Genomic DNA, 20,475 nt, shown 5'->3' on the forward strand with positions numbered 1-20,475 from the left:
CCGCACCAACCGGATCAATCCACCCACACGCGGGCGTTGCGGAACATGCGCATCCAGCCTGCATCTTCCTGCCAGTCATCCGGCTTCCAGGAGTTCTGCACGGCGCGGAACACCCGCTCCGGGTGCGGCATCATGATGGTCACGCGGCCGTCGCGGCTGGTCAGACCGGTGATCCCACGCGGCGAACCGTTGGGGTTGGCCGGGTAGGTTTCGGTGACCTTGCCGTGGTTGTCGATAAAGCGCATGGCCACGCAGCCGGACAGATCGGCCTCAAGCAGGGCCTCCTCGTTCTCGAACTCGGCATGCCCTTCGCCGTGGGCGATGGCGATCGGCATACGCGATCCGGCCATGCCTTGCAGGAAGATCGATGCCGACTCCTGCACCTGAACCATGGCCACGCGCGCCTCGAACTGCTCCGAGCGGTTGCGCACGAAGTGCGGCCAGAACTCGGTGCCAGGGATCAGCTCGTGCAGGTTGCTCATCATCTGGCAGCCGTTGCACACGCCAAGGGCGAAGCTGTCCTTGCGCTCGAAGAACGCCTGGAAACCATCACGGGCACGGGCGTTGAACAGGATCGACTTGGCCCAGCCCTCACCGGCACCCAGTACATCGCCGTAGGAGAAGCCGCCGCAGGCAACCAGGCCCTTGAACTCTTCAAGACTGACGCGACCGCTGAGGATATCGCTCATATGCACATCGATCGCGTTGAAACCGGCGCGATCGAAGGCCGCTGCCATTTCCACCTGGCCGTTGACGCCCTGCTCACGCAGTACGGCGATCTGCGGACGTACACCCTTGCGGATGTACGGCGCGCTGATGTCCTGATTGACGTCGAAGCTGAGCTTGGCCGACAAACCTGGGTTTTCCTCATCGAGGATGGCGTCGAACTCCTGCTCGGCGCACTGCACGTTGTCGCGCAGACGCTGGATCTGGTAGCTGGTTTGCGCCCACTGGCGCTGCAACAGACGGCGCTGGCCGCCGAAGACCGGCCGACCGTTGAAGCTGATCGCCACGTCATCGCTGTTGACCGGCTGACCGATCACTGCCACGCAGTCGCCCAGACCGGCGGCACTGAACTGCGCCAGCACTTCCGGGGTGGCGTCCTGATGCACCTGGATCACCGCGCCCAGCTCTTCGTTGAACAATACGGCGGCCAGCTCGGCGCTGCTATCGGCCAAGGCGTCGAGGAACAGGTTCAAGCCGCAGTGGCCGGCGAAAGCCATTTCCAGCGCAGTTACCATCAGGCCACCGTCGGAACGGTCGTGGTAAGCGAGGATATGGCCGTCGGCATTCAGGCCCTGGATCACTGCGAAGAAGGCCTTGAGGTCTTCGGCGTCATCCACATCCGGCGCCTGGGTGCCGAGCTTGCCGTACACCTGAGTCAGGATCGAGGCGCCCATGCGGTTCTGCCCACGACCCAGGTCGATCAGGATCAGGTCGGTTTCGCCCTTGTCCATGCGCAGCTGCGGGGTCAGGGTCTTGCGGATATCGCTGACCGGAGCAAAGCCGGTCACCACCAACGACAGCGGCGAGGTCACGCTCTTGTCCGCGCCTTCGTCGCGCCATTGGGTTTTCATCGACATCGAGTCCTTGCCCACCGGAATGGTGATACCCAGCTCAGGGCACAGCTCCATGCCGACTGCTTTCACGGTGCCGTACAGACGCGCGTCTTCGCCCGGATGGCCAGCAGCGGCCATCCAGTTGGCGGACAGCTTGATATCGGACATCTTCTCGATGCGCGATGCGGCCAGGTTGGTCAGGGTCTCGCCAATCGCCATACGCCCGGATGCCGCAGCATCCAGCAGCGCCAGCGGCGTACGCTCGCCCATGGCCATGGCTTCACCGGTGTACACGTCGAAGCTAGTGGCAGTCACAGCGCAATCGGCCACCGGCACCTGCCACGGGCCAACCATCTGATCACGAGCTACCAGACCGGTAATGGTACGGTCGCCGATGGTGATCAGAAAGCTCTTGCTGGCCACGACCGGGTGGTGCAGCACGCGGGTTACGGCTTCGTCGATGGCCAGGGTGCCGGCATCGAAATCATCGCCCAGCTCAGCTTCGCGGGCGGCCGAACGGTGCATGCGCGGCGGCTTGCCGAGCAGCACTTCCAGCGGCATGTCCACCGGGGTGTTGGCGAAATGGCTGTCAGTCACGGTCAGGTGGGCTTCTTCAGTGGCCTCACCGACCACGGCAAACGGGCAACGCTCGCGCTCACAGATGGCCTTGAACCGCTCGAAATCGACGGCGCTGACGGCCAGCACGTAACGCTCCTGGGACTCGTTGCTCCAGATCTCGTGCGGCGCCATGCCTGGCTCGTCATTCGGTACATTACGCAGCTCGAAACGGCCGCCACGGCCACCGTCGTTGACCAGCTCCGGGAAAGCGTTGGAAATACCGCCGGCGCCAACGTCATGAATAAAGGCGATGGGGTTGTTGTCACCCAGCTGCCAGCAACGGTCGATCACTTCCTGGCAACGGCGCTCCATTTCCGGGTTCTCGCGCTGCACCGAGGCGAAATCCAGGTCAGCCGAACTGGCACCGGTGGCGACCGACGACGCGGCGCCACCACCCAGGCCGATCAGCATGGCTGGGCCGCCGAGCACGATCAGCTTGGCGCCGACGGTGATCTCGCCCTTCTGCACGTGATCTGCACGGATGTTGCCCATACCGCCGGCGAGCATGATCGGCTTGTGGTAACCGCGCACTTCTTCGCCGCGCGGGGTCTGGATCGCCTGCTCGAAGGTACGGAAGTAGCCGGTCAGGGCCGGACGGCCGAATTCGTTGTTGAACGCCGCGCCACCCAGCGGGCCTTCAATCATGATGTCCAGCGCGGTAACAATGCGCTCGGGCTTGCCGTACGGCACTTCCCAGGGTTGCTCGAAACCAGGGATGTTCAGGTTGGATACGGTGAAACCAGTGAGGCCCGCTTTCGGCTTGGCACCGCGGCCGGTAGCACCTTCGTCGCGAATCTCGCCGCCGGAACCGGTGGACGCACCGGAGAACGGCGAGATAGCCGTCGGGTGGTTGTGGGTTTCCACCTTCATCAGGATATGCACGGGCTCCTGGGTCGCGCCGTACTGACGAGTCTCAGGGTCCGGGAAGAAACGACCAGCGACACTGCCGACGATCACCGAGGCGTTGTCCTTATAAGCGGACAACACGCCTTCGTTGTGCATCTGGTAGGTGTTCTTGATCATGCCGAACAGGGATTTCTCTTGGCTCTCACCATCGATATCCCAGCTGGCATTGAAGATCTTGTGTCGGCAGTGCTCGGAGTTGGCCTGGGCGAACATCATCAGTTCGATGTCGTGGGGGTTGCGCCCCAGACCGTTGAAGCTGGTCACCAGGTAATCGATTTCGTCTTCGGCCAGGGCCAGACCCAGCTCAACGTTGGCCTTTTCCAGCGCAGCACGACCAGCACCGAGGATGTCCACAGCAGTCAGCGGCTTGGGCTGAGCGTGGCTGAACAGCGCAGCGGCGCTTTCAAGGTTATCCAGCACCAGCTGGGTCATGCGGTCATGCAGTACGTCGGCAACCTGCTGCGCCTCGGCGACACTCAGCTCGCCGCTGACGTAGTACGCCAGGCCGCGCTCGATGCGCTGAATCTTCGCCAGGCCGCAATTGCGAGCAATGTCGCTGGCCTTGCTCGACCAGGGCGAGATGGTGCCAAAGCGCGGAATGGTCAGGAACAGGCGGCCTCTTGGCTCCTGCACCGGCACACTCGGGCCGTATTTCAGCAAACGGGCCAATACCTGCTCTTCGTCGGCACTTAGTACGCCGGTAACCTCGGCGAAATGCGCAAACTCAGCATACAAGCCGGTGACCGCAGGCACCTTGCTGGTCATTTGCTCAAGCAGTTTGCCGTGACGGAAAGCAGAAAGGGCGGGAGCGCCGCGCAGGATCAACATCGGGGACAGCCTCTGGGAAGGGGTGTACTTTGAGGCCGTGCATTCTAGACTAAAGCGCCGCCAACGGCACCCGTGAAGGCGGGCCAAACGTAGCGACTGCGCTAGCAGAGAAGCGACCCGCTGTCGAGATATGGCGCGCCCCATGCTTTGCGTATACTGCGCCAATGTTTGCCCAATCTGCGTTCCGTGTGCGCTGCGCCTGCTGGCTGTCGGTGATCGGAATCCTCCTGCTGCTCGGCGGCTGTGCTGAAGAACCCAGCACACTCGAGCGCGCTCAGGCGGAGGGTGTACTGCGGGTGATCACCCGCAATAGCCCGGCCACCTATTTCCAGGACCGTAACGGCGAGACCGGCTTCGAATACGAGCTGGTGAAGCGCTTTGCCGACGATCTGGGTCTTGAGCTGAAAATCGAAACCGCCGACAACCTCGACGAGCTGTTCGCCAGCCTGAACAAGCCCAACGGCCCCGTACTCGCTGCCGCCGGTTTGGTAGAAAGCGACGGACGGCAGCAACACGCACGTTTCTCCCTACCCTACCTGGAAGTCACCCCCCAGGTGATCTACCGCAACGGCCAGCAACGCCCTACCCGCCCGGATGATCTGCTTGGCAAACGCATTCTGGTACTTAAAGGCAGCAGCCATGCCGAACAGCTGGCCGCGCTCAAGCTGCAATTACCGGAACTGGCTTACGAAGAATCCGCTGCCGTCGAGGTAGTCGACCTGCTGCGCATGGTTGATGAAGGACAGATCGACCTGACCCTGGTGGACTCCAACGAGCTGGCGATGAACCAGGTGTACTTCTCCAACGTACGCGTGGCCTTTGATCTGGGCGATGCGCAAAACCTGGCCTGGGCCACCGCCCCTGGTGAAGACCGCAGCCTGCTTGACGAGATGAATGCCTTTATCGAGCGCGCGCACAAGAACGGCAGCCTGCAGCGCCTTAAGGATCGCTACTACGGCCATGTTGATGTACTCGGTTATGTCGGCGCCTACACCTTCGCCAAGCACCTGCAGCAACGCCTGCCGCGCTACGAGAAACACTTTCGCGAAGCCGCCCAGGCCAATCAGGTCGACTGGCGCCTGCTCGCCGCCATGGGTTACCAGGAATCACTCTGGCAACCCACCGCCACCTCGAAAACCGGCGTACGCGGACTGATGATGCTGACCCTGCGCACTGCCCAAGCCATGGGCGTGCCGGACCGTTTGAACCCTAAGCAGAGCATCGAAGGCGGCGCGAAATACATTGTCTATGTAAAGAACCAGCTGCCGGAAAGTATTCAGGAGCCGGATCGCACCTGGTTCGCGTTGGCGTCCTACAACATCGGCGGCGGCCATCTGGAAGATGCGCGCAAGCTCACCGAAGCCGAAGGCCTGGATCCGAACAAATGGCTGGATGTGCAGAAGATTCTGCCGCGCCTGTCGCAGAAGCAGTGGTACAGCAAGACCCGTTATGGCTATGCCCGCGGCGGCGAGCCGGTGCACTTTGTGCGTAACATCCGCCGCTACTACGACATTCTTAGCTGGGTAACCCAGCCACAGCTGGAAGGCTCGCAAATCGCTGAAAGCAATCAGCATGTGCCAGGCATCGACAAGCGTCAGCCGAATGAGCAAACCCCACCGCTTTAACAGAACCTGCTCAAAGGCTCGCGAGCTAGGGAAACTCTGAATAAGACTTCCTGATTTTGGCAAAATGCCCGGACGCCACCCGCCGAGTTTTCCGATGAAGCAAATGACCTTCGCCGATGCCGAGTACGCCGGCAAACGCAAGCAGACCCGCAAAGAGTTGTTCCTGATCGAGATGGATCGGGTGGTGCCGTGGAAGGGTTTGATCGCACTGATCGAACCGTATTACCCCAAGGGTGAAGGCGGTCGGCCGGCCTATCCGCTGATGGCGATGCTACGTGTGCACCTGATGCAGAACTGGTTCGGCTACAGCGACCCGGCGATGGAAGAAGCGCTGTACGAGACCACTATCCTGCGGCAGTTCGCCGGGCTGAGTCTGGAACGTATCCCCGACGAAACCACCATCCTCAACTTCCGTCGTCTGCTGGAGAAACATGAGTTGGCTGCCGGCATCCTGGCCGTCATCAATGGCTATCTTGGCGACCGTGGCCTGTCGTTGCGCCAAGGCACCATCGTCGATGCCACGCTGATCAATGCGCCGAGTTCGACCAAGAACAAGGACGGCAAACGCGACCCAGAGATGCACCAGGCCAAGAAGGGCAACCAATACTACTTCGGCATGAAGGCGCACATTGGCGTGGATGACGAGTCGGGGCTGGTACACAGCGTGGTAGGCACGGCGGCCAACGTGGCGGATGTCACTCAGGTCGACAAGTTGCTGCACGGCGAGGAAAACGTGGTGTGCGCCGATGCGGGTTATACCGGCGTCGAAAAGCGCCCCGAACATGATGGGCGCGAGGTGATCTGGCAGGTTGCTGCCCGCCGCAGCACCTATAAGAAGCTGGGTAAGAGCAGCCCGCTGTACAAAGCCAAACGCAAGATCGAGAAGGCCAAGGCCCAGGTGCGCGCCAAGGTTGAGCACCCGTTCCGGGTGATCAAGCGTCAGTTCAGTTATGTAAAGACACGCTTCCGTGGCTTGGCCAAGAACACGGCGCAACTGGTGACGCTGTTCGCGCTGTCGAACCTGTGGATGGCACGCCGACATTTACTGACCAATGCAGGAGAGGTGCGCCTGTAATGCGGGAAATGGCTGCCGCGAGCTACTCGCGGCGGCTAAAAACACAGAAATGAATGGGTAATCTGATCGTTTTTGATCGATTTGCCGCTTTCAAAATCGGCGGGGGCTGAAGTCAGCCAGAAATACATGGCTACTTCAGACCATCCCTAGAGCTATGCAAGGCGAAAACAGGCGAGGACGCGGAGTGTACGAGCTGTACATGAGCATTCCGAGCCTGTTTTTAACGCAGCAGAGCCGACGCGCGCAGACTTTGCGCAGGTTCTAGCGTTGCTCGCGCCGCGCTTTGAAGAATGCGCTAAGTACCGCCCCACACTCCTCCGCCAACACCCCGCCCTCAATCAACACGCGGTGATTGAGAAACGCCTGGCCGAAGAACTGCCCACGACTGATCGCCACCCCGGCTTTGGGTTCAGTCGCGCCATATACCACGCGCTGCACCCGCGCATGCACAATCAGGCCAGCGCACATGCTGCACGGCTCCAAGGTGACATACAGGGTGCTGCCCGGCAGGCGGTAGTTATCCACGGCTTGCGCGGCGGCGCGAATCGCCACCATCTCGGCGTGGGCGCTGGGGTCATGGGTGGAGATCGGGCAGTTAAAGCCGCGCCCGACAATCTGGCCATCCTGCACCAGCACTGCGCCGACCGGCACCTCACCAAGGTCAGCGCCTTCGGCGGCCAGGGCCAGGGCCTCGTGCATAAAGTGCTGATCCTGGCTGCGATCAATGATCAGGGGTTGGCGCACGCTTAAACGACCTCGACTGATGCCATCAGACCGGTTTCCATATGGTCGATCACATGACAGTGGAACATCCACACCCCGGGATTATCGGCGACCAGCGCGACGCGTGCGCGCTCATTTTTGCCCAGCAGGTAGGTGTCGGTGAAATACGGAATGATCACCTTGCGATCCGAAGCCAGCACCTTGAAGGTCATGCCATGCAGGTGGATCGGGTGCTGATACTGGCTGAGGTTGCGCAGCTCGAAGATATAGCTCTTGCCCAACTGCAGGCGAGCAATCGGCCGGTCGGCGCAGGTCTTGTCATTGATATCCCAGGCCTGACCATTGATCTGCCAGAAGCTGTGCGCCGCGCCCTGGTCCAGGCCGACCGATACCGCACCGGCCCACTCGAAGTTGAATTTGACGGTTTGCGCATTAACCAGATCAGGCTCGGCCACCGGATTGGCCGGCAACGCTGGCGGCCACTCACCCGCCCCCTCAACATTTGGCTGCGCGCGCAGGGTCGCCAAACGCAATGGGCCGTTACGCAGCGACAGTTCTATACCCGCCGCTGGCACCCTCAACCCCAACTCGATACGCATGCCCGGTCCCAGCCAGTACTCCTTGCCCAGCGGCCGTGGCTCGACTGGGTTGCCATCCAACGCATAAATGCGCGCATCCGCGCCGGGCAGATTAAGGCGATAGGTCAGGGTGTTATCCAGATTGATCAGGCGCAGACGCACCACCTGCCCGGCAGGCAGATCCAGGGTCGGCGCATGTTTGCCATTGACCGTACTCAGACGCCCAGGCGTACCACCGCGAGCCGCTTCGCGTGGCACACTGAAGTTGGTAAAGGCACCCTGCTCATCGATATGCCAGCTCTTCAAGTTCAGCGCGTGGTCATGGCGAAAGCCCGTCGGCTCGCGCTCTTCGACGATCAGCGCGCCAACCAACCCGCGCCCCAGCTGCTCACCGCTGGCGACATGCGGGTGGTACCAGAAGCTGCCGGCATCAGGGGTGATGAAGTTGTAGTCGAAGTACTCACCCGGTAGCACCGGCGCCTGCGACACATAAGGCACGCCGTCCATCTCCAGCGGCAGACGGATACCGTGCCAGTGAATAGTGGTCGGCACGTCCAGCTTGTTAATAAAGCGCACACGCAAGCGCTCGCCCTGACGACAGCGCAACTCCACACCAGGCGCCTGACCACCATACGCCCAGGCCGGCGTGCGATACCCCGGCACCAGCTCGATATCCAGCGGCGCGGCGATCAGCTCATAGTCGTGGGTCGCCACATTTTCCGGGCGCCCCAGCCAGTAGCGCACGCCCCCTCCCATACCGATGACACCTAGACCGGCCAAACTGGCGAGGACCTGCCTGCGCGTTAACTTCATCAACCACCTATGTTCAGCCTGCAGAGCCCGCACGCAACCTAAGCCCCAACAAACTGGCCAGGGGCTAAACGAGAGAGAGTCGCATTCTATGCGGTAGGCCTGGGCCAAGTCGAACGCCTGGTCGTCGCAGTCAACTGCTCAGGCCGCAGCGCGAATACCTTGCAGCAGCGCCCCCAGCAGCAGTAACACGCCACTCAAGCGGCGCCAGCCGTCGCCCAAGGGTAGCCACTTCTCAGCCAATACCAACAGGGCCAGCAGCGCCATCCCCCACAGGCTCATGGCACCGACCACCAACAGGAGCAGCATTAGCGCCCAGCAGCATCCCAAGCAATAAAGACCATGATGCAGGCCAAGGTAGCAGGCACCCGACAACCCCGGCCGCACATGGCGCTGGAGAAAACCCAGCGGGCTCTGACAATGTTGCAGACAAGCCGCCTTTGTCTGGCTCAGCTGGTACAACCCGGCCAACAACAGCGTCAGCGATCCGAGCCATGGCGGTAGGCGCAACACCATGGGGTCAAGCCAACCGAGTTGCTCGCCCACCCCCTGCAGCACCGTCATCAGCAGCGCAAACAAGCTCCACAACAACACATAGACAGCGGTAAACAGCAGCAACTTTGCCAATCGCTGACGATCACGCTGCAGGCAACGACGATAGAGCAAGAAGACTGGCAGAGCGGCCGGCAGCATCATGGCCTGCATCATCACGACCCACATCAGCAGGGCAAAAAGCCCCGCGGGTGCCAACCAGTCAGTGAGCGGCATCTGCATCTCACCCATGGCAGCCATCACCGCCGCCTGCTCAACCTGCCACCACCAGGCTGCTGCACTCAGCAACAAAATGCAGCTACTGAAGAGCAGCGCGCCGCGATCGACTGGCCTAGCCGCGAATGATGCCATTGGGCCCGGTGTGCAGCTCGTAGAGCAGCGCATTCACCTCGCTGTAGTTCATCGCCACAGCCGCAGTGGTACTGAACGTGCCGCTGACGCAGTCGGCATCAGTAAACTGGAAACCATCTGGCAAGGCCATGCTCGCACGATGCACTGATCCATCCATGAGATTGCGAATTGGCACGGCCTTGGCGTCAATGGCACCCGGCACCTGGATACTCGCCGTCAGCGCCGTGCGATCAGTGAATACCTGTACGGGCACGAAGCGGGGTTCATGCATGGTTTCTACCGTGCTGGCAAAGATCGCAAAGAATGCCGTTGACTCCTGCTCCTGCCCGGAGAGGATGGTCAGTAGCGCGTGGCGCTGCGCGTCGTTTGCACGCTCATCGATAAAGGCCTGGCACTGACCGCGCCCCTCATGAATAGCTCCCGGCCAGGAAAAAGTGCAGGCCACATGCAGTCGTTTAACGACACATCTGCGAAGTGGCCTTGCTCGATACGGAAGCCAACTGCAGCCTCGCAGTTGCCATTGGTTGGCGGGGCATTGAATTGGCAGGGGCAGCCATAAGCGCAGTTACATAAATCAACACCGACGCCGTGCAGACGCCAGTCAACATGAGCAGTCATGGTCATCTCCTCACTGGGCAAGAATGCCACTCAATGAGATTAGACCGCACGACAAAGCCCCCGTAGAAGCAATCGATCCTTGAGCCCCTGCACTAATCGAGCAAACGCATAACCATAAGCGCAGATACGCAAAGGGCAGCCTAAGCTGCCCTTTGCGTTAGTCCATTATTCCCACTCGATGGTCGCAGGCGGCTTGCTCGACACGTCGTAGGTGACGCGGGAGATGCCTTCGATTTCATTGATGATGCGGCCGCTGACGGTTTCCAGCAGTTCGTAAGGCAGGTGCGCCCAACGTGCGGTCATAAAGTCGATGGTTTCCACCGCGCGTAGGGCGACAACCCAGGCGTAACGACGGCCGTCGCCGACCACGCCCACCGACTTCACTGGCTGGAACACCACGAAGGCCTGGCTGACCTTGTGGTACCAGTCGGCCTTGCGCAGCTCTTCAATAAAGATATGGTCGGCACGACGCAGCAGGTCGGCGTATTCCTTCTTCACTTCGCCGAGGATGCGCACACCCAGGCCCGGACCCGGGAATGGGTGACGGTACACCATGTCGTACGGCAGGCCGAGCTCCAGACCCAGGCGACGCACTTCATCCTTGAACAGTTCGCGCAGTGGCTCGACCAGTTTCAGGTTCATTTCTTCCGGCAGCCCCCCGACGTTGTGGTGCGACTTGATCACGTGGGCCTTGCCGCTTTTCGCGCCAGCCGACTCGATCACGTCCGGGTAGATGGTGCCCTGGGCGAGGAACTTGATGTTGTCCAGCTTGCAGGATTCGGCATCGAACACGTCGATAAAGGTGCGACCGATGATCTTGCGCTTCTTTTCCGGATCGGCTTCGCCGGCCAGATTGCCGAGGAACTGCTCTTCGGCGTTGGCACGGATCACCTTGACGCCCATGTTCTCGGCGAACATGGCCATCACCTGCTCGCCTTCGTGCAGACGCAGCAGGCCGTTGTCGACAAATACGCAGGTCAGCTGATCGCCAATAGCCTTGTGCAACAGCGCCGCAACCACCGAGGAATCCACACCGCCGGACAGACCGAGCAGTACGTTGGCGCTGCCAACCTGGGCGCGCACGTTGGCGATGGCGTCTTCAACGATGTTGGAGGCAGTCCACAGCGCTTCGCAGCCGCAGATTTCCAGAATGAAACGCGAGAGGATGCGACCGCCCTGTTTGGTGTGGGTCACTTCCGGGTGGAACTGCACGCCGTAGTAGCCGCGGCTGTCGTCGGCCATGGCGGCGATCGGGCAGCTCGGGGTGCTGGCGAGAATATGGAAGCCGGCCGGCATGGCGGTGACTTTGTCGCCGTGGCTCATCCACACATCGAGGCCGAACACGCCGTCGTCATCGACGTGGTCTTCGATGCCATTGAGCAGGCGGGCTTTGCCGACGATATCCACGCGGGCGTAACCGAACTCACGCAACTCAGAACCTTCAACCTTGCCACCCAGCTGCTCGGCCATGGTCTGCATGCCGTAGCAGATGCCGAACACCGGCACGCCGAGGTCGAACACGGCTTTCGGCGCGCGTGGGCTGCCGGCTTCGTGCACCGACTCCGGGCCACCGGCGAGAATGATGCCGCGCGGGGCGAAGGCACGGATATCCTCGTCGCTCATGTCGAACGGGTGCAACTCGCAATACACGCCGATCTCGCGTACGCGGCGGGCGATCAGCTGGGTGTACTGGGAGCCGAAATCCAGAATCAGGATGCGGTGAGCGTGGATGTCTTGATGAGCCATGGCCGTCTCTCGTAGCGGAATTCACAAATAACTCGGGGCTGCCCGTTTTTCTCAACAGCAACAGCCCCGTGCTTTCCTAATTTTTCCAAAAATCGATTTGCCGTGTCGCGAGCGCAGGTCAGGCAAGGCAGCGCCCGATTCCTTCGGGCTCGCTGCATTCACCCCATCCATGGGGATCGCGAAAAGAAGCGAGAAAGCGGAGTTGGCTGTAGCCAATGAGCATTTCGAGTTTCTTTTCAACGCAGCATGGCCAAGCGCAGCAGCGTCAAATCGATTTTTTAGCCGACGCGATAATTCGGCGCTTCCTTGGTGATCTGCACATCGTGTACATGGGATTCGGCCATGCCAGCGCCGGTGATGCGCACAAACTCAGGCTTGCTGCGCATCTCTTCAACCGTTGCACAACCGGTGTAACCCATGGAGGCACGCAGGCCGCCCATCAGCTGATGCACGATGGCTGCCATTGCGCCTTTATAAGGCACGCGACCTTCGATGCCTTCCGGCACCAGCTTCTCAGCACCGGCCGAGGAATCCTGGAAATAACGATCCGAAGAGCCCTGCGCCTGGGCCATGGCGCCCAGCGAGCCCATGCCGCGATAGGCCTTGTAGGAACGGCCCTGGAACAGCTCAACCTCACCTGGCGCCTCCTCAGTGCCAGCGAGCATCGAACCGATCATCACGCAGGACGCGCCGGCAACGATGGCCTTGGACAGGTCACCGGAGAAACGGATACCGCCATCGGCGATCAGCGGCACACCGGTGCCAGCCAGAGCGGCAGCAACGTTGGCCACGGCAGAGATTTGCGGCACGCCAACACCCGCGACGATGCGCGTGGTGCAGATCGAGCCAGGGCCGATACCGACCTTGACTGCATCGGCGCCAGCCTCGGCCAACGCCTTGGCGGCTTCGCCAGTGGCGATGTTGCCGCCGATCACCTGCACGTCCGGGAAGTTCTGCTTGACCCAACGCACGCGGTCGATCACGCCTTTGGAGTGACCGTGGGCGGTGTCGACGATAATCACGTCAACGCCGGCGTTAGCCAGTGCCGCGACGCGGTCAGCGGTGTCGGCACCAGTGCCGACGGCCGCGCCAACACGCAGACGACCCTGGTCGTCCTTGCTGGCCAGCGGATAGGCCTTGGCTTTCTCGATGTCCTTGACGGTCATCATGCCCTTCAAGCGGAAGGCATCGTCGACGATCAGGACTTTCTCGATGCGGTGCTTGTGCAGCAGCTCGCGCACCACGTCTTTGTCGGCACCTTCCGGGACGGTGACCAGACGCTCTTTCGGCGTCATCACTTCACGCACGGTGGCGTCCAGGCGGTTCTCGAAACGCACGTCACGGGAGGTAACGATGCCGACCAGGTCGCCATCGCTCAGCACCGGTACGCCGGAGATGTTGTGCATGCGGGTCAGATCGAACAGATCACGTACGGTAGCGTCGGCTTCGATTGTAATCGGGTCCTTGACCACGCCCGCTTCGTAGCGCTTGACCTTGCGCACTTCGGCAGCTTGCTGCTCGACGGTCATGTTCTTGTGGATGATACCGATGCCGCCTTCCTGAGCCATGGCAATCGCCAGACGGGCTTCAGTCACAGTATCCATGGCAGCAGAGAGCAACGGAATATTCAGTTCGATGCCACGGGTCAGGCGCGTTTTGAGGCTGACATCCTTCGGCAGAACTTCGGAATAACCTGGAATAAGTAGAACGTCGTCGAAGGTAAGAGCTTCTTGACTGATACGCAGCATGGCGGGGGCTCCCGGACGGGAAAATTGGAAGCGCGCCATTATACTCAGACGCCCCCCTGCACTCAATGCAAACAATCGCCTAGTGAGGCTGTCTGTAAAATTCGTTAATCCAATGCCGGGCCAGTATACTGCGCGCTCTATCGTCATGAATTGAGCTCCCATATGGCCCGGCCAGCAGCCCCATTCTTCTTGAGTCCCAGTGATGCCGACATGCTGCAAGGCTGGTTACGCATGGGATCGCTGCCTCAGAGCATCGGCCAGCGGGCCAGAATTCTGTTGCTGCTGGCCAACGGTCTCACGCCCAAGGAGATCAGCGAGCAGCTGCAAGTCTCTGCGCCAGTGGTCTTCAAATGGCGTAAACGCTACCAGGAGACCGGTCTGGAGGGGCTGAGTGACCTGCGGCGCAGTGGAGCGCCTCGCAAGCTCAACGAAGCGAAGATCAAGGAAATCCTGACGCTGACGACCCAGCGAGTACCGCGCGAAGCTACCCACTGGAGCCTACGGTTGATGGCCAAGTACGCTGGGGTCAGCATCTGGCAGGTCGCACAGGTGTGGGCTGCTGCCGACCTCAAGCCGCACCGGTTGAAAACCTTCAAGATCAGTAACGACCCGCACTTTGCAGACAAAGTGGTCGATGTCGTCGGGCTCTATTTGAATCCGCCCGACAACGCCCTGGTGCTATCTGTTGACGAAAAAACACAGATCCAGGCGCTGGACCGCACACAGCCCATGCTGCCGCTCAAGCCCGGGCAGATTGAGCGGCGGACGCATGACTATAAGCGCCACGGTACGGCCAGTCTGTACGCAGACTTTGACATCCTGACGGGTAAGGTCATCGGCCGTATCACCCAGCGGCACAGGGCCAAGGAGTTTTTGGAGTTCCTTCGACAGATCGACCGCAGCACTCCCGCCGAGCTGGACCTGCATGTAATTCTGGACAACAGCTCGACTCACAAGACCGCTGCCGTCAGGGAATGGCTGGAGAAGCATCCCCGTTTCAAGCTGCACTTCACACCGACCAGCGCCTCGTGGCTGAACGCCGTGGAGGGCTGGTTTGCGCAACTGGAAAGACGGGCGCTTTATCGTGATGCCTTCAGCAGCGTGGCTGACCTGAGAGCGGCGATACGTCGCTTCATTGAGGCTCATAACGAACATTCGGCTAAGCCGTTCCGCTGGAGCAAAACGGCTGAGTCGATTATCAGCTCCGTGCATCGAGCAAAGCTGGCTGTAATTCGGAATGAGTTATTGGATTAACCAGACAGGCCACTAGGCGCGCTGATCGTTGAGAGGCGCGTCGACAACGTCGCCGAACTGACTCACAAGTCAACTCTTATCAGCGAGACCGGATAGCCCAAACGCGCAGCAAACTCGTCGAGAAAACCCGGCTTGAAACCGGCATCCGCCCAGTTATTGAAGATAAATCCCAGGTTGGAAAAACCGCAGGGCTGCAGAAACAGAAAGCCGTTGATGTCATCTTCATGGCCACACAGTGGGCAAATAAAGTTATCGGTCTGCCCCGGCATCCAGTCTTCCAGGCTATCGAACAACCTTTCACCCACCTCGCGCCGGCACTCAGGACAACCGGCTTCCTCAAGAAAATCCGTAGTTGGGGTATAGATGCAGCGTTTGTAGATGATCTCCAGACCATGCACCGCCTGCCCAAAGGGCAACAGCTCCGGCCGTTCGACCACCCGCCGCGCGCCCTCGGCGATACCGTAGCCCATATGTTTGAAGGTACGCCCGCAAGTGGTCAGCTGTTCTTCGATGATGTTCTGCTTGACCAGCCAGCGCACGATCAACCGCGCCCGCGCCTCGTGGCCGGGAAAGCTGGAAATCTGCGGAACGATGATCGCCTGCTGCTCACTCATATCGGAACTCGGTTTGCATTGAAGGCGCGCAGCTTAATGACCACAGAACGCCGGTCAAGGCCAATCCACTATGGCCGACCGGGCAAAGCCTTTACTATGCCGGCCATGATCAAAGATCCTTTCCAACGCCTGAACCTCGACCGCGAGGTGCTTAGCGTCAGCCAACTGAACAACCGCGCACGCCTACTGCTGGAAGATGTATTCGGCGGTATCTGGGTCGAGGGGGAAATCTCCAACCTGGCCAAACCGGCATCCGGGCATATCTATTTCACCCTTAAGGATAACCAGGCCCAGGTGCGCTGCGCGCTGTTCCGGCAGAACGCCGCCAAGGTGCGCCAGGCGCTGCGCGACGGCCTGGCGGTGAAGGTGCGCGGCAAGGTGTCGCTGTTCGAAGGCCGCGGCGATTATCAGCTGATTCTCGATGCCGTCGAGCCGGCCGGCGATGGCGCGCTGCGCCTGGCCTTCGAGGCGCTGAAAGAAAAGCTTAACGCCGAAGGGCTATTTGCCGCCGAGGCTAAAGTCGCCCTGCCGGCGCACCCGAAACGTATTGGCATTATCAGCTCGCCGACTGGCGCGGTGATCCGCGACATTATCAGTGTATTCCGCCGCCGCGCTCCGCAGGTCGAACTGACCCTGATCCCCACCGCCGTTCAGGGCAGTGAAGCCACTGCGCAGATTGTTCGCGCCCTTGGCATTGCCGATGCAAAAGGCTTTGACGCGCTGATCCTGGCTCGCGGCGGCGGCTCGCTGGAAGACCTCTGGTGCTTTAACGAAGAGCCGGTGGCCCGCGCCATTGCCGCCTGCATCACGCCCATCGTCAGCGCCGTGGGCCATGAAACCGATATATCCATCGCCGATTTTGTCGCCGACGTGCGCGCGCCCACGCCGTCTGCCGCCGCCGAACTGCTGGCCCCCGACAGCAGTGAGCTGGTGCAGCGCCTGCACAATCTCAAGCGCCGCCTGAACCTGCGCATGCAACACCGCCTGGAGCGCGAGCACATGCGCCTGGAGGGCCTGAGCCGGCGCTTGCGCCACCCCGGCGAACGCCTGCGCCAGCATGCTCAGCGCGTGGATGACCTGGAGATGCGCCTGACGCGCGCCTTCGAGCGCCAGCTGACTAGTCGCCGCGAACGCCTGACCCATCTGCAAACCCGCCTGCTCAGCCTGCACCCGGAACGTAACCTCAAGCTGCTGGATCAGCGCCTGCAGGCCCTGGCAGAACGCCTGCAACGCAGCATGCGTGAAGGTCTCAAAGCACGTCGCCTGCAACTGCATAGCCAGGTGCAGACGCTGCACGCGGTCAGCCCACTGGCGACCCTCGGTCGTGGTTACAGCATCCTGCTGGATGAGCGCGGCCGCGCCATCCGCAATGCCGTCGACACCCGCCCCGGCCAGCGGCTGAAGGCGCGCCTGGGCACCGGGGTGCTGGATGTGCGGGTCGAAGATAACCATGTGCAGCCGGTTACCCTGTCGCTGCTCGACTGACCTTTTTATACAGGTGGATACGCTTCGCGTTATCCACCCTACGGATATTCAATGCGCCTGTTCACACTGCTCACCCTGTTCTGCCTCGCCCTGCCCGTCCACGCCGAAGGCTTTATCAGCCGATTGCTCAACAAACCCGTGCCGGGCGGCGTGGCAGTAGTCGATCTGGGACCAGCAAGCAGCGCGCCTGAGGTTCGTTATCAAAACAAACCAGTGCTGGTGACCCATGAAGATCAGCAGCGCTGGATCGCCATTGTCGGCATCCCACTGAGCGTGAAACCCGGCAGCCAGCAGATCAGCGTCAACGGCAGCCAGACACTGGGCTTCCAGGTCGGCAGCAAGCATTACGTCGAACAGCGCATCACGATCAAGAATCAGCAGCAGGTCAATCCGAACGCCAAGAACCTTGCACGCATCGAGCGCGAACTGGCCGAGCAGACCCGTGCCTACCAGCAGTTCAGTGCGCGCCAGCCGAGCAACCTGCTGTTCGACAGGCCGGTCAACGGCCCGCTGTCGAGCCCCTTCGGCCTGCGCCGCTTCTTCAATGGCGAGGAGCGCAATCCGCACTCGGGCCTGGATTTCGCCGCCAATAGCGGCACACCGATCAAGGCCCCGGCCGCAGGCAAGGTGATCCTGACTGGTGACTATTTCTTTAACGGCAAAACGGTGTTTGTCGATCACGGCCAGGGCCTGATCAGCATGTTCTGCCACCTCTCAGCCATCGGCGTGAAAGTCGGCGATGAGCTGCCACGCGGCGGCGTACTCGGCAAAGTCGGCGCCACCGGCCGCGCCACCGGCCCGCACTTGCACTGGAACGTCAGCCTGAACGATGCGCGAGTCGACCCGGCAATCTTTATCGGTGCCTTCAAGCCCTGAAGGGATTGCGCCTGGGTTCACAGCCGCCGCTTTGTTATGGTCTGCCCGTCCGCAATCGAGGGGCCCGTGCTGAACGCCCGTCTTCACCGTCCGAACTAGGGAGCTTGATATGCCGCAAGCGCTTGCCTCATGGCTTGACTGGCTGCAACAACACGCCGAGATTTTTACCCTGATTAGCGCCAGCCTGCTCCTGCTGAGCGCCTGGCTAAGCAACTGGCTGGTTAAACGGATACTCGTGCGCGCCGTGTGCCACATGATCGACGCCACCGCCCTGGGGCGTAACGCACAGAACCTGGATAACGAGCTGATCAAACGCCTGGCCAACATTGTCCCGGCACTGCTGGTCAGCGCGGGTATCGGGCTGGTTCCCGGCCTTCCGGAAAGCCTGGTCAGCGTGACACGTAATGTCTGCAGCGCCTTTATCGTGCTAATCGTTGCGCTGGCCTTGAGCCTCCTGCTGGATATTAACCTGCGCGATGACGCGCACTTGCGGCCGATCAAGGGCTACCTGCAGGTGCTGAAAATCGGCCTGTTCGCCGTCGCCGCAATCCTCATGATCGCCACGCTGATCGACCGCTCGCCGCTGATCCTGCTGTCGGGCCTGGGGGCCATGGCCGCCGTACTGATGCTGATTTTTCAGGACACCCTGCTGTCCCTGGTCGCCAGCGTGCAGATTTCCTCCAGCATATCGTGCGCGTCGGCGACTGGATCGAGATGCCGCAGCTGAACGCCGACGGCGATGTCATCGATATCGCCCTGCACACGGTCAAGGTGCAGAACTGGGACAAGACCATCACCACCATCCCGACCAAACGCTTTATCAGCGACCCGCTCAAGAACTGGCGTGGCATGCAGGAGTCCGGCGGGCGGCGGATCAAGCGCAGCCTGCTGCTTGATCAAACGTAAGCGCTCCATAGACCCCACCTCCCTCTGGAGAGGTTTTGCGTTTTACAGTGGCGTCGTTGGTTGGCAGTTCCAAGGCAGCAGCGCTTCGTAGGCTTCAACGCTGTTGGCCAGCGGCAGGCGTTCGAGGACATGGCGCAGCCAGGCGTAGGGCTCCTGGCCATTGGTCTTGGCGGTTTCCACCAGGCTGTAGAGTTGGGCGCTGGCGGTCGCGCCTTTCGGCGTGTCGCTGAACAGCCAGTTCTTGCGACCTATGACGAAGGGCCGGATCGCGCGCTCGGCAGCGTTGTTATCGATCTGCAGGTGGCCAGCCTCGATGTAGCGTTCGAGTCGGCTCCAGTTGCTCGCCAGGTAGTTCACTGCTTTGCCCAGGGCATTCTGCGCCGTGACCTGCGGCTGGGGTTTCTCCAGCCAGGTCTTGAGCTGATCGAGGAGCGGTAGGCTGTGCTGCTGGCGGCCCCGGTAGCGCTGTTCATCGCTGGCATCCTTAAGTTCGCGCTCGATGCCGTAGAGCTTGTTGATCATCCCCAACGCGATGTCGGCACGCCCGGTTTTGCCCTTCGGTTGCACCTTTTGCGCTTCGACGAACTTGCGCCGCGCATGCGCCCAGCAGGCCAGGCGCTCAACACCTTGTTGTGCGGCCACGGCGTTGTAGCCGGCGTAATCGTCGGTCATCAGGTAGCCGCGATAACCGTCGAGCAGGCGCAGCGGCACCTCCTGCGCGCGGCTGGTTGTGTAGTCGAAGAGGATCACCGGTTTGCCAGGCGGGCCACCGGTCTGCACCCACATCCAGGAGTGGCTGCTCGGATCGCGCCCAGGCTCCTTGAGCACCTGCACGCGGGTTTCATCGCAGTGGATCACCGGACTGTCCAGCAGCCTGTCGCGCATCAGGTTGAGCAACGGTTGTAGCAGTTCGCCGCACTGGATCACCCAGCGCGCCAGGGTCTGCCGGGGGATGTCGATGCCATGGCGACTGAGCATCTTTTCGAAGCGATACAGTGGGATGCCGTCGGCGTATTTGCTGGTCAGCAGCATCGCCAGCACGCTCGGGCTGGCCAGGCTTTTCTCGATCAGTTGGGCCGGTTTGTCAGCGGTGACCGGCGCGCTTTCGCAGGCCTTGCAGGCATAGGTCTTGCGAATGTGGCGGATCACCTGAACCTGCATCGGGATGATTTCCAGCTGCTCGCTGGTTTCTTCGCCGATGGCCTGCTTGCGGCAACCGCATTCGCAGGTCAGTTCGTGTTCGGGCAGTTCGTGGATGACCTCGACACGCGGTAGTTCGGCCGGTAACGGCTTGCGCTTGCCGCGGCGCTTGGTCGGCGCAACGACTTCTTCCTCGACCTCAGCGGCCGGAGCTTCAGCCGCCGCTTCGGCCAGGCTTTCCGCTTCGTTGAACATCTCTAGCTGCGGTGAATCCGGGTCGCTGCTCTGCTCGGATTTACGGCCGAACAGGCGCTGGATCAACAGCGCGTTTTGTTCGCGCAGGCGCTCGATCTGCCCATCCTTGTCCTTGGCCAATTCCTGCGCCGACGACAACACCTCAGCGAGCAATTGCTTGAGCGCGGCGGGGTCATCAGGAAGGGTTTCGGGCACAGAAATCATGCCG

The 20,475-nt window shown here is 61.1% G+C and carries 13 protein-coding genes and 2 pseudogenes; 6 read left to right on the forward strand and 9 right to left on the reverse strand.

The window, feature by feature from the left end; translation table 11 throughout:
* Window positions 1-14: 14 nt before the first annotated feature.
* On the reverse strand, window positions 15-3,911 hold the full coding sequence (purL, locus tag BLW24_RS01925) for a phosphoribosylformylglycinamidine synthase (protein WP_090376008.1): 3,897 nt from the start codon (window positions 3,909-3,911) through the stop codon (window positions 15-17).
* Between the two features lie 164 nt (window positions 3,912-4,075).
* On the opposite strand from purL, the gene mltF reads away from it, so the two are divergent.
* Both mltF and BLW24_RS01935 read left to right on the forward strand, forming a co-directional pair.
* A complete protein-coding gene (mltF, locus tag BLW24_RS01930; RefSeq protein WP_090376011.1) occupies window positions 4,076-5,536 on the forward strand; it encodes a membrane-bound lytic murein transglycosylase MltF in 1,461 nt (486 codons plus the stop codon).
* A gap of 94 nt (window positions 5,537-5,630) precedes the next feature.
* Window positions 5,631-6,611, forward strand: coding sequence for an IS5 family transposase (locus BLW24_RS01935; RefSeq protein WP_090375425.1), 981 nt, complete (start codon window positions 5,631-5,633; stop codon window positions 6,609-6,611).
* Window positions 6,612-6,872: 261 nt separating this feature from the next.
* Here the strand turns inward: BLW24_RS01935 and tadA are convergent, their stop codons facing one another.
* The 6 genes and pseudogenes from tadA to guaB all read right to left on the reverse strand — a co-directional run bounded on the left by tadA (window position 6,873) and on the right by guaB (window position 13,737).
* A complete protein-coding gene (gene tadA / locus BLW24_RS01940; RefSeq protein WP_090376014.1) occupies window positions 6,873-7,355 on the reverse strand; it encodes a tRNA adenosine(34) deaminase TadA in 483 nt (160 codons plus the stop codon).
* A 2-nt stretch (window positions 7,356-7,357) separates the two neighbouring features.
* The gene (locus BLW24_RS01945; protein WP_090376020.1) at window positions 7,358-8,725 is read right to left on the reverse strand and encodes a multicopper oxidase family protein; all 1,368 of its coding nucleotides are present in this window, start codon (window positions 8,723-8,725) and stop codon (window positions 7,358-7,360) included.
* A 138-nt stretch (window positions 8,726-8,863) separates the two neighbouring features.
* On the reverse strand, window positions 8,864-9,562 hold the full coding sequence (locus BLW24_RS01950; protein WP_244161062.1) for a DUF2182 domain-containing protein: 699 nt from the start codon (window positions 9,560-9,562) through the stop codon (window positions 8,864-8,866).
* 43 nt (window positions 9,563-9,605) lie between these two features.
* Window positions 9,606-10,249: pseudogene (locus BLW24_RS01955) on the reverse strand (DUF1326 domain-containing protein).
* Window positions 10,250-10,408: 159 nt separating this feature from the next.
* Window positions 10,409-11,989 (reverse strand): glutamine-hydrolyzing GMP synthase, encoded by a 1,581-nt coding sequence (gene guaA, locus BLW24_RS01960; RefSeq protein ID WP_090376028.1) that lies wholly within the window; start codon window positions 11,987-11,989, stop codon window positions 10,409-10,411.
* A gap of 278 nt (window positions 11,990-12,267) precedes the next feature.
* Window positions 12,268-13,737: an IMP dehydrogenase gene (gene guaB / locus BLW24_RS01965; RefSeq protein ID WP_090376031.1), complete on the reverse strand. Its 1,470-nt coding sequence runs from the start codon at window positions 13,735-13,737 to the stop codon at window positions 12,268-12,270.
* 162 nt (window positions 13,738-13,899) lie between these two features.
* Between guaB and BLW24_RS01970 the strand changes: the two genes are divergently transcribed.
* The gene (locus BLW24_RS01970; RefSeq protein ID WP_090376034.1) at window positions 13,900-14,991 is read left to right on the forward strand and encodes an IS630 family transposase; all 1,092 of its coding nucleotides are present in this window, start codon (window positions 13,900-13,902) and stop codon (window positions 14,989-14,991) included.
* Between the two features lie 62 nt (window positions 14,992-15,053).
* Here BLW24_RS01970 and BLW24_RS01975 read toward each other — a convergent pair whose 3' ends face one another.
* Window positions 15,054-15,605 (reverse strand): sugar ABC transporter ATPase, encoded by a 552-nt coding sequence (locus BLW24_RS01975; RefSeq protein WP_090376038.1) that lies wholly within the window; start codon window positions 15,603-15,605, stop codon window positions 15,054-15,056.
* A gap of 105 nt (window positions 15,606-15,710) precedes the next feature.
* On the opposite strand from BLW24_RS01975, the gene xseA reads away from it, so the two are divergent.
* The 3 genes and pseudogenes from xseA to BLW24_RS01990 form a co-directional block, all read left to right on the forward strand.
* Entirely contained in the window at window positions 15,711-17,090 is a 1,380-nt protein-coding gene (xseA, locus tag BLW24_RS01980; protein ID WP_090387602.1) for an exodeoxyribonuclease VII large subunit, read from the forward strand.
* A 51-nt stretch (window positions 17,091-17,141) separates the two neighbouring features.
* Complete coding sequence (locus BLW24_RS01985) at window positions 17,142-17,966, forward strand: peptidoglycan DD-metalloendopeptidase family protein (protein WP_090376041.1); 825 nt, start codon at window positions 17,142-17,144, stop codon at window positions 17,964-17,966.
* Window positions 17,967-18,075: 109 nt separating this feature from the next.
* Window positions 18,076-18,866 (forward strand): annotated as a pseudogene (locus tag BLW24_RS01990) (mechanosensitive ion channel family protein); the annotation flags it as partial.
* A gap of 48 nt (window positions 18,867-18,914) precedes the next feature.
* On the opposite strand, the gene tnpC reads toward BLW24_RS01990, so the two are convergent.
* Window positions 18,915-20,471, reverse strand: a complete 1,557-nt coding sequence (gene tnpC, locus BLW24_RS01995; RefSeq protein WP_090376045.1) for an IS66 family transposase — start codon at window positions 20,469-20,471, stop codon at window positions 18,915-18,917.
* Window positions 20,472-20,475: the final 4 nt, after the last annotated feature.

This window comes from Pseudomonas anguilliseptica (genome assembly GCF_900105355.1).
Classification (GTDB): Bacteria; Pseudomonadota; Gammaproteobacteria; order Pseudomonadales; family Pseudomonadaceae; genus Aquipseudomonas; species Aquipseudomonas anguilliseptica.